General features: G+C 65.9%; 13 protein-coding genes. 5 read left to right on the forward strand and 8 right to left on the reverse strand.

Features of this window, described 5'->3' with window-relative positions; all coding sequences use genetic code 11:
• Positions 1-90: 90 nt before the first annotated feature.
• The 4 genes from BMY53_RS04190 to BMY53_RS04205 all read right to left on the reverse strand — a co-directional run bounded on the left by BMY53_RS04190 (position 91) and on the right by BMY53_RS04205 (position 3,247).
• The gene (locus BMY53_RS04190) at positions 91-819 is read right to left on the reverse strand and encodes a nitroreductase (protein WP_092943999.1); all 729 of its coding nucleotides are present in this window, start codon (positions 817-819) and stop codon (positions 91-93) included.
• Positions 816-1,262 carry an acyl-CoA thioesterase gene (locus tag BMY53_RS04195; protein ID WP_092944001.1) on the reverse strand — a complete coding sequence of 149 codons (447 nt, stop codon included), beginning with the start codon at positions 1,260-1,262 and terminating at the stop codon, positions 816-818. Before BMY53_RS04195 ends, BMY53_RS04190 begins: the two co-directional genes overlap by 4 nt.
• 82 nt (positions 1,263-1,344) lie before the next feature.
• A complete protein-coding gene (locus tag BMY53_RS04200) occupies positions 1,345-2,175 on the reverse strand; it encodes a cupin domain-containing protein (protein WP_177200708.1) in 831 nt (276 codons plus the stop codon).
• A 109-nt stretch (positions 2,176-2,284) separates the two neighbouring features.
• Complete coding sequence (locus BMY53_RS04205) at positions 2,285-3,247, reverse strand: histone deacetylase family protein (protein WP_092945087.1); 963 nt, start codon at positions 3,245-3,247, stop codon at positions 2,285-2,287.
• A 421-nt stretch (positions 3,248-3,668) separates the two neighbouring features.
• Between BMY53_RS04205 and BMY53_RS04210 the strand changes: the two genes are divergently transcribed.
• Positions 3,669-4,226, forward strand: coding sequence for a phasin family protein (locus BMY53_RS04210; protein ID WP_092944005.1), 558 nt, complete (start codon positions 3,669-3,671; stop codon positions 4,224-4,226).
• A gap of 119 nt (positions 4,227-4,345) precedes the next feature.
• Here BMY53_RS04210 and BMY53_RS04215 read toward each other — a convergent pair whose 3' ends face one another.
• Positions 4,346-4,978, reverse strand: a complete 633-nt coding sequence (locus BMY53_RS04215) for a TetR/AcrR family transcriptional regulator (RefSeq protein WP_092944007.1) — start codon at positions 4,976-4,978, stop codon at positions 4,346-4,348.
• A gap of 276 nt (positions 4,979-5,254) precedes the next feature.
• Between BMY53_RS04215 and BMY53_RS26670 the strand changes: the two genes are divergently transcribed.
• Both BMY53_RS26670 and BMY53_RS04225 read left to right on the forward strand, forming a co-directional pair.
• Positions 5,255-6,793 (forward strand): methyl-accepting chemotaxis protein, encoded by a 1,539-nt coding sequence (locus BMY53_RS26670; protein ID WP_310732102.1) that lies wholly within the window; start codon positions 5,255-5,257, stop codon positions 6,791-6,793.
• A gap of 31 nt (positions 6,794-6,824) precedes the next feature.
• The gene (locus tag BMY53_RS04225) at positions 6,825-7,391 is read left to right on the forward strand and encodes a YdeI/OmpD-associated family protein (RefSeq protein ID WP_092944011.1); all 567 of its coding nucleotides are present in this window, start codon (positions 6,825-6,827) and stop codon (positions 7,389-7,391) included.
• A 29-nt stretch (positions 7,392-7,420) separates the two neighbouring features.
• Here BMY53_RS04225 and BMY53_RS04230 read toward each other — a convergent pair whose 3' ends face one another.
• Positions 7,421-8,419 carry a patatin-like phospholipase family protein gene (locus tag BMY53_RS04230; protein WP_404947853.1) on the reverse strand — a complete coding sequence of 333 codons (999 nt, stop codon included), beginning with the start codon at positions 8,417-8,419 and terminating at the stop codon, positions 7,421-7,423.
• A 93-nt stretch (positions 8,420-8,512) separates the two neighbouring features.
• Here BMY53_RS04230 and BMY53_RS04235 point away from each other — a divergent pair, with 93 nt between their 5' ends.
• A complete protein-coding gene (locus tag BMY53_RS04235) occupies positions 8,513-10,936 on the forward strand; it encodes a penicillin acylase family protein (protein WP_177200710.1) in 2,424 nt (807 codons plus the stop codon).
• Positions 10,937-10,969: 33 nt separating this feature from the next.
• On the opposite strand, the gene pncB is transcribed toward BMY53_RS04235, so the two are convergent.
• Positions 10,970-12,166 (reverse strand): nicotinate phosphoribosyltransferase, encoded by a 1,197-nt coding sequence (gene pncB / locus BMY53_RS04240; protein ID WP_092944017.1) that lies wholly within the window; start codon positions 12,164-12,166, stop codon positions 10,970-10,972.
• Positions 12,167-12,343: 177 nt separating this feature from the next.
• On the opposite strand from pncB, the gene BMY53_RS04245 reads away from it, so the two are divergent.
• Positions 12,344-13,156 (forward strand): hypothetical protein, encoded by an 813-nt coding sequence (locus BMY53_RS04245; RefSeq protein ID WP_143073918.1) that lies wholly within the window; start codon positions 12,344-12,346, stop codon positions 13,154-13,156.
• A gap of 61 nt (positions 13,157-13,217) precedes the next feature.
• Here BMY53_RS04245 and BMY53_RS04250 read toward each other — a convergent pair whose 3' ends face one another.
• Positions 13,218-13,643 (reverse strand): Lrp/AsnC family transcriptional regulator, encoded by a 426-nt coding sequence (locus BMY53_RS04250; protein ID WP_092945096.1) that lies wholly within the window; start codon positions 13,641-13,643, stop codon positions 13,218-13,220.
• Positions 13,644-13,771: the final 128 nt, after the last annotated feature.

Here is a 13,771-nt window from a genome sequence, read left to right on the forward strand (position 1 = left end):
GTGGTCGGCGATCGTCGGGCACGGGAACGCAACACATGTTCGGCCCATTCTCAACCAGGCCGGCACGACCATCCGGCGCCGGGGGCGCGCTCATTCGAGGAAGCGCACAAAGCCGCCGATCGGCTCCCGTTCGGTGACCAGGGTGTTTTCCACCGCTTCGGGGTCCGCATATCCCAGGGCCATGCCGCAAACCAGCATCTGCTGCGGTGCCAGCTGGAGTTCTTCGCCAATCAGACGATGAAACTGGGTGAAGGCCGCCTGCGGACAGGTGTGCAGGCCATGTGCCCGCGCCGCCACCATGACGTTCTGGATGAACATGCCGTAATCCAGCCAACTGCCCTGTTGCATGACGCGGTCGATGGTGAACATCAGGCCCACAGGCGCATCGAAGAAGCTGTAGTTGCGGCCATGCTGTTCATGCATGCGCAGCTTGTCACCCTTGGTGATCCCCAGCAGGCCGTACAGGTCCCACCCCACCTTGCGCCGGCGGTCGATGTAGGGCGAAACCCATTCGCGCGGGTAGTAGGCGTACTCCTCGGTATGAGTGGCGAGTTCCTCCGGGTCGTCGTAGGCCGCATGCAGGCGCTGAACCAGACGGTCCTTGGCCTCGCCCGTCAGCACATGGACCTGCCAGGGCTGGGTGTTGGTGCCAGAGGGCGCACGCGCCGCCACTTGGAGAATGCGCTCGATGGTCTCGCGCGGCACCGGTGTGGGCAGGAACGCGCGCATGGAGTGGCGCGTCTGGAGGGCGGTTTCCACGGCCGCCGTCTGCTCCGGGGTTGGCGTGTGGAAGGGATGGGGCAGGCCTGCTTGGCTCATGAGGTCTCCAATGGCCGCAAGGCCTGTTGATAGGACGGCGGCAGGTCCGCGACCGGGCGGCGCGAGGCGCGATCCACATAGACATGCACGAAGTGGCCGGCGGCCGCACACAGGTCCTCGCCTGCAGCGAACAGGCCAATCTCGTAACGCACGCTGGAGCGGCCCCGGCGGCCCACCCGCAGACCGGCTTCGATCTGTTGGGGAAACGCCAACGACGCAAAGAAGTTGCAATGCGTCTCCACCACCAGGCCAATGACCTCGCCGTGGTGGAGGTCCAGTGCGCCCTGGTCGATCAGGTAGCGGTTCACCGCCGTGTCGAACAGGCTGTAATAGACGACGTTGTTGAGGTGGCCGTAGACGTCGTTGTCCATCCAGCGTGTGGGCACGGGGATGAAGCGGAAAAAGGCGCTGCGCGGCTCGGGGGCGGGACGGTCGATGCTCATGCGACGGACGCTGGCGAGAGTTCAGGCGATGGCGCAACTATGCCTTGCACGCAACATCTGTGCAGTCCCCCCCGCGACCCGCCTACCGAGGGGGGCCATCCACCTTCCTGTCGTCGGGCCGGAGCGGCAGGCAGGGATGAAGCTCGGGATTCCACGCGACCGTGTTGTTCTTGCGCTCCGCGGGGATGACATCCAGGACCAGCAACGACACCGGATGCCGTCCCGGGTTGGCGCCCCGATGCCAGACGTCGCGCTGCTCCACGATCATGTTCCCCCGGGCAAAGGACTTGCGGGAACCCGACGCGTCCTCGACCTCAATGCTGCCGTCTTCCACAAACCCGTAGCGCGGTGACTCGTGAAGGTGCCAAGGCAACCGGGCGCCACCTTCGATTTGGTAGCGATAGACCATGACACGCAGCGGGCCGGCCGGCATGGTGATCGGTTGGCCTTGATAGTCCGTGGTGGTGCGCAGCACCTGCCGCTCGCTCGGCCTGGCATCCAGGCGTCCGCTCGGTGGCGCGTTCTGTGCGGACGGTGCCGGTGCGGGCTCGACATGCTCGATCAGGAGAAGGCGTGCCGGGCGGCCATCACTGGCCGCATCAGCCGTCCAGACCCCGTGGGGCCCGTCAACAATCCAATCTCCTTGCCGGAACATGCGGGGGCCCGAGGCGTCGGTTTGGTTCACACGAACCTGGCCGGACTGCACCAACGCATAACGTTGAAGCAGCCCGTCGGGGCGCCGCAAAGTGGCGCCGGCCGGGAGCGTCACTTCAGAAGTGACCATCGCCGGATGAGGGGGCATCTGGAGGGCCTGCCCGTCCAGCGTGGCGGCGAAGTTGGCCAGGATATCCACCCGTACCGCGTTCCCGGTCGGCGGCGCACTGGCCTGGGCTGCCGGTGCGGATACTTCCATGGGCGTGTCCCAGGCGTGGGCGTGGGCATGGCATGCGTCCATCGTGGGAAGGATTGGCATTCGAACGTCTTTCGGGATTGAGTTGCCCTGAGTGGAACGAAGTGCGCGCCTAATTCCTTCCCCCATTCCACATAGCCCAGGAGGTGGCCGCCGTCGTGAGGGTGCGCTGCTGGATGTCCACCGTCACCGCCAAATCTTCCCCATAACCGCCCGCCATGCTCAACGCTGCAGGAATGCGGCGGGCCGCCAACGCGTCAAGGACCATGCGGTCGCGCCGGTCCAACGCCTCGGCACTGAGTTTCAGGCGGCCCAGCCGGTCGCCCTCATGGGCGTCGGCACCCGCCAGATAGAAGACCAGCCCCGGGGGGTGGTCGGCCATGCGAAGCCAAACCTGGTGAAGCGCGTCTTCCAGCGCTTCGAGGTAGACCTGGTCACCACAGGCGTCAGGCAGCCCGATGTCCAGATCGCTGGCTTCCTTGCGGAATGGAAAATTCTTCTCACCGTGCAGCGAGAGCGTGAAAACGCTGGGGTCGTCCGCAAAGATGCTGGCCGTGCCATTGCCCTGGTGCACGTCCAGATCGATCACCAGGACGCGCAAGGCGGCCGGGACGGCGTGGGTGGATTGGGCGGATTGCGCACGATGATGCTCCGCCTGCATCAGCCGCGCCGCGACCGCCACATCATTGAAGACACAGAAGCCACTGCCCTTGTCCGCATAGGCGTGGTGCGTGCCGCCCGCGAGGCTGGCGGCCACGCCCTCTTTCAGTGCGGCGCGTGCGGCGTCGATGGTCGCCCCCACCGAGAACAGGGAGCGGCGCGGCAGACCTTCCGCCCACGGGAAGCCGATTTCGCGTTGCGCCGCCGCGCTAAGCGTGCCGTGCAGGACGGCATCCACATAGTCCGGCGTGTGCGCCAGCAGCAGTTGCTCTCGCGAAGCCGGCGACGCTACGCGCAGGCGGACCGCACCAGGGTCCGCCTCCATACGCGCACGTAGCATCTGGTATTTGCTTTGCGGAAAGCGGTGGCCCGGCGGCAAGGCCAGGGTGAGATGGTCGTAATGGAACGCGAGCATGGCCCCACACCATACCGCCTGAATCTCATCAGGGAAGCGCTGCTTCATGCCCGTCGCGCTGACGGGCTTGCCGCGCATGCGGCGTTCATCAGTGCAGCCGCTGTACGGCGCACGACCCAGCCCGAGACGTCCAGGTGGCGGCCCATGCTGCCCCGCAACACGCGCATGCAACTGTCCGGTTTTCGGACGCCGTCCGGTTCGCGCAGACGGCCTGGAAGCCCGATGAATACTGGGCATGTGCTCATGCGCAGAAGTTTTGTGCATCGCAGCAAAAAGTGCTTGCAATCCGGTTGAGCGTCCCTATACTTCATTTCATGTTGCAGCGCACCATGGCCTCCAGGCCCCTGCAACCCCGGCTCTCAGCCTGCCGAGTTTTTCGAGGCTGACACTGCTTCAATCCGTACATTCAAGGAGATTCCGCATGCTGACTGCTGAACAAGTGCTGGCCGCCCAAAAGAGCAACCTCAACGCCCTCTTCGGGCTGACCGGCAAGGTCTTCGAAAGCTGGGAAAAGCTGGCGGAACTGAACATCCAGACCGCCAAGACCGCCCTCAGCGAAGCCGCTGAGACCACCCAGGCGGCCCTGTCCGTCAAGGACGCCCAGGAATTCCTGGCCCTGCAAGCCGCGCTGCTGCAACCGTCGGCCGAAAAGGCCGTCGCCTACAGCCGTCATGTGTATGACATCGCCACGGCCACCGGCACCGAATTCACCAAGCTGGCAGAAGCCCAAGTGGCCGACGCGCAAGACAAGTTTGGCTCGGCCGTCGAGAACGTGACCAAGAACGCGCCAGCTGGCACAGAAAATGCTGTAGCTTTGGTGAAGTCTGCTGTGGCGGCTGCCAACAACGCGTATGAAAGCGTTCAAAAGGCCGTCAAGCAAGCCAGCGAAATTGTCGAGAACAACGTCAACACCGTGACCAACACGGCGTTGAAGACCGGCCAAGCCAGCGCCCGCGCACCGAAGCGCGCCGTGGCTTGAGGTCAGTAACCTTTGTCTCCTCGGTACCCAAGGAAGCTAGGCTTCCCAAGTGCCCTTCAAGCCCAGCGAATGCTGGGCTTTTTTTTGCCTGTCAGCGCCTGCTGTCAGGTGGCTGCCGATCAGGTGGCTGCGGTGGCCGATGAAGTCGATGGAGAGGACGCCGCACTGAGGCCCTCGACCGCATCACGCACCACCTCATGCACGATGTGCTCGCGCAATGCCTCACGATCGTGCAGCGGGTAGCGCTGCAGCCCCACCACCAGAGACAGGAAGCCCATGGTCTTGGCGGCGAGCAGGTCGCATTGCAGACGGATCGCGGCCTCATCCGGCTCGGCGCCGTCCGGCGCGCAGGCCGCCACACGTTCACGGATCAGCCGCAGCAGCCGGTTGTACACCGGCCGTTGTGATTCACCGATCTCCGCCAGCGAGCCGGTGCTCTGCGACATATAGATCATGCGGAACTGCTCCGGGTGGCTTTCCCAGAATTCCAGCGACTGACGCACATGGGCTTCCAGCACCTTGCGGGGGCCCCGTTGCTCGCTGGAGGCATCCAGCAGCTTTTCGGTCAGCGCCTCGAAGATTTCGATCCACAAGCCGTCCAGCAATGCCTGCTTGTTGGCGAAGTAGCTGTAGATGGCCATGGTGGAAATGCCCAGCTCATTGGCCAGACGGCGCATGCTCAGCGCCTCCACCCCTTCTTCGCGGTAGATCTTGCGCGCGCGTTCCATCATTTCGCGCTTGAGTGCGGCCATTTCGACAGGGCCGCGCCGCAGACGTGTGGGCGTCCGCTCTGCTTGATTGTTCGTTTCCAGAATTATTCTCCCTTGATCGCGGAAATTGTCACAATCCTTATTGTCGCTGTACGTTAACCCAGTAGTTGGCCTTTGTTAAATCCTCACGAACCCTCGGTGTGATGGCCTTTTGAGCCCTATCAAACACTTGCGTACGCGTACGACAATTAGGGCAAACGACATGCCCGAGTCATGCATGTCGACCTCCACCCCGCTTTACTGGAGACCGCCGTGTCCATGCTCGATCGCTTGTCCGTAGGGGCCAAGCTTGGCGTTGCTTTCGCCATCGTCCTCCTGATTACCGCCATCCTGGGCGTGGTGGCCGTTGTCCAACTGTCACGGGTGAATGACACCGCCAGTGCCATGGCGGACAACTGGATGCCCTCCGCCCGTGAAGCGCAAAACATCAACCAGGCCGTCACCCGCTTTCGTACGCGTGAATACCGCTTGATGTTGGCTGAGGGCGACGCCCGTACGACAGACGCCGCCAAGATCGACCAATCCCGGCAAACGGTGAACCAGCATCTGGACCTGTACGAAAAGCTGGTGAGCTCCCCCGAAGAAGCAGCCCTGTTCAAACAGGTGCGCGGCTACTGGACCGACTACCTGGCTGCCAGCGAACACTTCCTCACCGCCGTGAAGGCCCATGACGACGTCAAGGCCAAACGCATGCTGGCCGTGGACGGTCTGCCCAAATATGAGGCCCTGGGCAAGGCGCTGGATGACCTGGTGGAACTCAACACCAAGGGCGCCGCGGCCGCCAATGAACTGGGCGATCGCATCTACGCCAACAGCCGCTGGGTGGTGGGCGGCCTGACCGTGGTGGCGGTGCTGCTGGGCGCCCTGCTGGCCACCGTCATCAGCCGGATGATCACTCGCCCGCTGAGCGAATCGGTGCGCCTGGCCGAGTCGGTGGCCAACGGTGACCTGACCGGCCATCTGGTCGTGAAGGGCCGCGATGAAGTGGCCCAGTTGCAGACCGCGCTGATGAAGATGGTGGGCCAGTTGAAGTCGGTCGTGAGCCAGGTCCGTGACGGCGTTCAGTCCGTCTCCAGCGCCTCGGCGCAGATCGCTACCGGCAATCTCGACCTGTCGGCACGGACCGAACAGACCGCCTCCAACCTGGAAGAAACCGCTTCCAGCATGGAAGAACTGACGGGCACCGTGTCCCAGTCTGCCGACACCGCCCGCCAGGCCAACCAGTTGGCCAACAGCGCCGCCGAAGCGGCCACCCGCGGCGGCCGTGTGGTGAGCCAGGTGGTGGAGCGCATGCGCGCCATCAGCGAATCCTCCAAGCGCATCAACGACATCATCGGCACGATCGACGGCATTGCCTTCCAGACCAACATCCTGGCGCTGAACGCCGCCGTGGAGGCGGCCCGTGCCGGCGAGCAGGGCCGCGGTTTTGCGGTCGTGGCCAGCGAAGTTCGTTCATTGGCGCAACGCAGTGCCGAAGCCGCCAAGGAAATCAAGACGCTGATCAACCGCTCGGTGGAAACCGTGAACGCCGGTTCGGCCGATGTGACCGAGGCCGGCCAGGCGATGGGCGACATCGTCACCGGCGTGGGCCGTGTCACCGACCTGATGGGCGAGATCTCCGCCGCCGCCATCGAGCAGCGTGACGGCATTGGCCAGGTGAACCAGGCCGTGGCCAACCTGGACCAGATGACGCAGCAGAATGCCGCGCTGGTGGAGGAGTCCAGCGCCGCGGCCACCTCGCTGCGCGAGCAGGCTGCCCGCCTGGAAGAAGTGGTCAGCATCTTCAAGGTGGCCTGACCGCCGACACAACCCGGCATACTTGCGGGCCATGGCCACCCGCACCCCCATCTTTTTCTCGACCGCCGAAGACTTCCGTGCCTGGCTGGACCAGCATGCAGCCACCGCCACCGACGTGGTGGTGGGCTTCTACAAGCGCGGCAGCGGCCTGCCCAGCATCGACTGGCCGGAGTCGGTCGATGAGGCGCTGTGCCATGGCTGGATCGATGGGGTGCGGACCCGCATCGACGACAAGTCCTACAAGATCCGGTTTTCGCCGCGCAAGGCCAACTCCATCTGGAGCGCCGTCAACATCGTGCGGGCGGAGGTGCTGATCAAGGAGGGGCGGATGCGGGCGTCCGGCGTGGCGGCGTTCGAGCGGCGCAGCGACGAGCGCTCACGCGTCTATTCCCACGAGCAGGACGAGATCGAACTGACACCGGCGCAAGAGGTGGCCTTTCGTCATCATCCAGCCGCCTGGGAATTCTTCCGCGCGCAGGCGCCCAGCTACCAGCGCAGGTGCATCTGGAATGTGCTGAGCGCGAAGAAGGCGGACACACAGACCACGCGGCTCAACAAGCTCATTGACGCGTCCGCCAAAGGTGAGCGGCTGGCCTGAGCCACCGGCGCGCAGCGCGCTTGACTGGCTCAGCGCGTCTTCGCGGCGATCGCCCGCTTGATCTGCGGCAACATGGCCAGCGCCGCCTCGCGCCCGACCTGGATGGCACGGCGCCGAACGGTGAAGTCGGAACCGCTGAACCCGTCCAGCCGCGGCCGCAACACGATGTCGGCCTCCTTCAATTCGTACTGGCTGATGGACCGCCCCATGATGGAGAAGGTCTGCATCAGCATGCGCATGGCATCGCCGGGCACCTTCGGGTCGGGCGGCTCGCTGATGTCCACGGCAATGACCAGGTCCGCGCCCATCTGCTTGGCGAAGCGCACCGGCACCGGTGCCACCAGGCCACCATCCACATACTCCCGCGTGCCGATCTTGACCGGCTGGAACACCGCCGGCACAGCGCTGGAGGCGCGCACGGCCACCCCCACATCGCCCTGACGGAACAGGATGGGGGTGCCGTCGCCCAGGTCCGTGGCCACGATGCCCAGCGGCACCGGCAGCTGTTCAATGCCCCGGTTGCCGGTCTTCTCGCGGATGAAGCGCGCCAGCGCCTCACCACGGATCAGGCCTCGGATGGGGAAGGTCCAATCGGTGATGGCGCCCTCGTCCATGGATTCGGCGAGCGTCGCCAGCTCCTTGCCATTGCGCCCGGACGCATAAAGCGCCCCCACCAGGCTGCCGGCGGAGGTGCCCGCCACCAGATCCACCTTGATGCCCTGCTCTTCCAGCACCTGGATGACACCGACGTGGGCAAAACCACGCGCCGCTCCACCGCCCAGCGCCAGGCCGATGCGCGGGGGCTTGGGCGGTGGCTTGGGCGTGATGGGGGCCGGCAGCTCGGTCTCCACGGGCGCCTGGACCACGGGGGCCGGCGTCGGGGAGGGGGCGGGCGCGGGTGTCATCACCGTGCAGGCGGACAGGACACAAGCGCTGAACGCAGCGAAGAGGCTCAGCCCACGGCGGCGGCCGGGCTGGAAAGAAACTGGGGACATGGCGGCGGATTCTAGGGAAAGTCTGCGCCCCATCTCGCGGGACTTCTGCAGCTTGCGTAGGGAATCTGTGTGAGGGGTCGGCGGGATTGAATATGCTGTGCGGCGATGGATATCGAGGGAGACCACATGAACAAGACCGTCGGACGCCCCTGGGGGCGTTGGGCCCTCCGCACCCTGGCGGGCATCGTGGTGGCGCTGCTGCTGGCGGTGCTCGCGGCCTGGCTGCTGGTGCGCGGCAGTCGCCCCCAGCTGGACGGTGACATCCGCCTGCCCGACCTGAGCCAGCCGCTGGACATCAGCCGCGACGAGCGCGGCACCGTCACGCTTGCTGGCCAGGACCGCCTGGACATCGCCCGAGGGCTGGGCTATGTGCACGCCCAGGAGCGCTTCTTCGAAATGGACCTGACGCGCCGCTCCGCCGCCGGAGAGCTCTCCGCGCTGTTCGGGGAAAAGGCCCTCGATCGGGATCGCCAGCGCCGCGTCCATCGCCTGCGCGCCCGCCTGACCGAGCGCTTCCCCACCCTGCCACCACAGGACCGTGCACTGCTGCAGGCGTATGCGGACGGTGTCAACGCCGGGCTGCATGCGTTGCCGATGCGGGGCTGGCAATACCTGCTGCTGCGCGCAGCGCCCCAGGACTGGACCCCCGTGGACTCCCTGCTGGTGATCAGCGAGATGTATTTCATGCTTCAGTCCGGCAGTTTCGAAGCCGGGCTGGAACGTGCGCTGGTGCGGGAGAAGGCTGGCGACACCGTCTACCACTGGCTCTATCCGCGTGGTGGCCGCTGGGATGCGCCGCTGGACGGCAGCAGCGTGCCGCCCGCACCCATGCCCACGCCCGCCGAGATCGATCTGCGCGTGGGCCGCGCCAAAGGCACCACGGATCTCGCCACCGGGGGGCAGGTCGTGCTGGCGGACCCCCGCCACACGCCCTGGGTGTCCCCGCTGGACACCTGGATCGACAGCCGCCTGGCCGCCCTGGACGCCCCACCCGTCATTGGCAGCAACAACTGGGCGGTGTCCGGCCAGCGCAGCAGCCACGGCGGGGCCATCCTCGCCGACGACATGCACCTGGGGCTGGGCGTGCCCAGCATCTGGTTCCGCGCGCAATTCCAGATCGGCACTGGCCCCACGGGCCTGCGCGCCGCTGGCGTCACCCTGCCGGGCTTGCCGGCCCTGGTTGTCGGCAGCAACGGCCATGTGGCCTGGGGCTTCACCAATGCCTACGGCCAATGGTTCGACTGGGTGGAAGTTCCCGCCGATGCCCGGCTGGTGACGCGTGAAGAGACCTTGCTCGTCCACAACGGCGCTTCGCAGACCTTCAAGGTGGAGGAGCTGGAAGGCGCGCCGGTGGTGTCCAGGGATGGGCAGCGCCGCTTCGCGCTGCACTGGATCGCGCAGGAAGGCGAGGCTTACAACCTGGCCCTGGATGAGATGCTGCAGGCCCGCCAGGTGAGCGATGCGCTGGCCGTGGCCCAGCGCGCCGGCATGCCCCACCAGAACCTGGTGACGGCGGACAAGGAGGGCCAGATCGGCTGGACCATCGCCGGCCGCCTGTGGTCGCAGCCGGGCCTGGAGAAGAGCCAGGGCCGCCTGATGGATCTGGCGGCACTGCGCCACAGCTGGCTGGCGCCGGCGCAGTCCCCGCAGATCGTGTCACCTGCGCAAGACCAGTTGTGGACGGCCAACAGCCGCCAGTTGGGCGGCGCCCAGGCAGAGTTGATCGGCGATGGAGGCTTCGACCTGGGCGCCCGTGCCCGCCAGATCCGCGAGCGCCTGAGCGAGACACACAAGCATGATGAAGCCAGCATCGGCGCCATCCACCTGGACAACGAAGCGCGCTTCATGAAGACCTGGGCGGACCGGCTGCAGGGGTTGCTGAAGGCGCATCCGGAACAGGCCGGCCTGGCCCGCTTGTTGGCGGGCTGGAACGGCACGGCGGACGCGGATCAGGTGGCCTACCGGCTGGTGCGCACCACACGGCTCAACACGCTCAACCTGCTATGGGAGGCCTGGACACGCCCGTTCCTGGGCGACCGTCAGGACGATGCGAAGCAGCGCATCCGCTGGCGCAACCAGTTTGAATATGCGGCGGTCCAGGCACTGGATGAGAAGCCTGCCCACCTGCTGCCGGTCGGGCAGACCGATTGGGACGCCCTGCTGCTGGCGCAACTGAACGAAGCGGTCAAGGAGATGACGGCCAGCGGTCCACTGGGGCAGGCCACCTGGGGCCAGCAAAACGCCAGCCACATCCAGCATGTGCTGGCCAAGGCCATCCCTGCGCTCTCACGCTGGCTGGACATGCCGACCCTTCCGCAAGGCGGCGACAGCAACCTGCCCCATGTGGCGGGGCCGGCCTTTGGGCAGTCAGAGCGGCTGGTGGTGTCACCCGGCCGCGAGGAGCAGGCCTGGCTCTCCATGCCGGGCGGCCAGAGCGGGCACCCCATGTCGCCGTACTACGGTGCCGGGCATGAGGACTGGGTCCAGGCCCGAAGGACGCCGCTGCTGGCGGGGGCTGAGCAGCATCGTCTGACCGCCGTGGCGAAGTGAAGCGAGGGGCGCGGCGGTGAACACCCAGCTTCCCTAGCCTGCAGTCACATTGAACACCTGCCGCAAATACGCCAGGAAGGTCTGATCCTCACACATCGTCTTGCCAGGGCTGTCCGACAGCTTGGCGACCGGCTGACCATTCACATGGGTCAGCTTCACCACGATGTTGAGGGTCTGCAGCCCCATGTCGTTGCTCAGCTTGGTGCCAATGCCAAACCCCAGCTGCGTGCGGTCCGCAAAGTGGCGGTACAGCGAGATCGCCTTGGGCATGTCCAGCGCGTCCGAGAACACCAGGCGTTTGGTATGCGGGTCGATACGCAGCTTCTCGTAGTGCGCCAGCGCCTTCTCGCCCCACACCACCGGATCGCCCGAGTCGTGCCGCAGGCCATCGAAGAGCTTGCCGAAGTAGAGATCGAAATCCGCCAGGAAGGCATCCATGCTGATCACATCGGTCAGCGCAATGCCCAGGTCGCCTCGGTACTCCTGCACCCAGTCTTCCAGCGCGGCCTTCTGATGGTCCCGCAGGCGCACGCCCGTGGCCTGGTAGGTCTGCAGGTATTCGTGCGCCATGGTGCCGATGGGCACGAGGTCCAGCTCCTGGGCCAGCAGCACGTTGGACGTGCCGCGGAACTGCGTCGGCAACTCGGCCTTCAAGGTCGCCAGCACCTCGCGGTGCCACGGCCCGGAGAAGCGCCGGCGCAGGCCGAAGTCAAAGAACTGGAAGGGATGGCGGCGAGCAGGTTCGTCCCGCTCGAAGGCACGCAGCAGCTCAATCTTCTCCTGCAACCGACGACGGCCTTCCACCAGCGCCGCAGCGTTGTCGAAGCGGCGGAAGTACAACTCGTTGACCATCGCCAGCACGAAGATCTCGAAACCCATCACATGCACCTGCGGGCCGCGGATCACGATGTCCAGACGCTCGCCGTCGGTATGGATGCTGACGAAGTCCCGCTGGAAACGGAAGATGCGCAGGAAGTCGATGAAGTCCGGCTTGATGAAGCGCAAGGTCCGCAGGTAGGCCAATTCGTCCGCGGTGAAGCTCAGCGAGCACAGATGGTCCAGCTCCCGGGAGAGGTCCTCCGCCAACGAGGCCAGCGGGTACTGCGGTGTATTGCGGCAGGCAAACCGGTATTCGGCCTGGGCCGTGGCGTGCCGATGCAGCATGGCCTGCCACATCGTGAACTTGTAGAGATCGGTTTCGAGCAGGCTTCGGATCACTGGGGCCGTCATGCGGTCATCTCCATGGCCAGGCGCGACACGCCGGGCGGATGGCATCAATAAGGTGGCGCCACTGTACCCGTGATGCTCCATGCTCGCTGGCGCCAGCAGGCATGACCGATACTGCCCCGGATGCGCCCACTGCCTGCCTCCCCTTCCGCCCCCGCGACGCCGCGAAGCATGGCCGCCATGGTGGTGACCATTGCCCTGGCGATGCTCGGATGGATCGCACCGGCCAGGCCCGCGCTGGCCCAGATCCCGATTGCCATCGACCCGGTGCCCGACATGGCCGCTGCGCGACGCACCGTGTATGGCGGCGCGACCTGGCGCGGCCCACAACTCACCGAATTCTTCGGCGGTGGCTCACGCGTCTCCATCCAGGCCGCCGTGACCGAGGTCTACCGCCAGCGTTATGCGGACCAGGGCACCGAGAAGCTGATGCTGGTCTACCAGCTCACGCCCGGGCCGCGTGACCAGTTCCGCTGCGGCGGGTGTGTGCCGGCCTTGGGTGCAGCCCTCTTTGCGGCCGATGCACAGGGCCGCTGGCAGCTGCGCGCACGTGGCCTTTTGCTGATGCCTGGCGCCCCAGGCTCCGGCGATGAAGACCTGCAGATGCTGCAGGTGGCCGACGACCGCTGGGCCCTGCGCAGCCGCCGCCTCGATGTGGTCGCCGGCCTGGAAAGCCGCAGTGAACGCCTGGTGGTGGAACAAGGCGATCAACTGGTGCTGGCCCTGGACGAAGGCTTCAAGGACAAACCAGGCCCGGCCGCCTGCGGTGCCGGTGCCGCGCCTCAGGCCACTGGCGTGAGCGTGCTCAGCCCTGGTGCCGGCCCGCGCGTGGAAGTGGTGCTGCGCTTCAACGAAGGCCGCTGCCCCGGGCCGGAACCGCGTGTCGTGCGGCAGCGCATGACGCTGCGGGACGGCCGGTTCCAGCTCGACGACACGCAGGCGGCGCCCGATGCCGCGCCGCCCTATCTCGGCCCGGACCTGAGCGCGCGCTGAACCGCCCGCTTCACGTCGGCCCTTGAAGGCTGCCCGGTGAATCAGGCCTGCTGAACACCGGTCACGACAGCTTGTAGGTCTGCAGATGGATGCTGGTCTCGGTGGCCCCAATGCCCTTGATCAACCGCACCCGCTCCAGGATGTCGGCCAATTCATTCAGCGTGTCCGCCCGCAACTCCGCCAGCAGGTCCCACCGGCCATTGGTGTCGAACATGCCGGCCACCCCGGGTTCGCCCAGCAGGATGCCCACCACCTCCCGCGTCCGATTGCCCTCCACCGCGATGCTCATCCAGGCGGTGATCTGCTTGGGCGCCACATCCGCCCGCAGGCGCACGGTGTAGCCGACGATCTGCCCGCTGGCCTCCAGCTTGGCCAGACGGTTGGTCACCGTCCCGCGTGAAACCTTGAGCTTGTGCGCCAACGTGGCGATGCTGTCTCTAGCGTTTTGCCGGAGCAGGGCGAGAAGTTGCTGGTCCAGGGTGTCCATGGTGTGCGGTGCTGCAAAACGGTAGTCAACTCTGACGAAATGCGCAATCCATTGGCATTCTTGATCAAGTTTCTGGCTTCCCGCTGACAGCATCCCTCTTCAAGATCGGGTCATTGCCACCCCTCGCG

It is taken from the genome of Roseateles sp. YR242, from assembly GCF_900109745.1.
Classification (GTDB): domain Bacteria; phylum Pseudomonadota; class Gammaproteobacteria; order Burkholderiales; family Burkholderiaceae_C; genus Roseateles.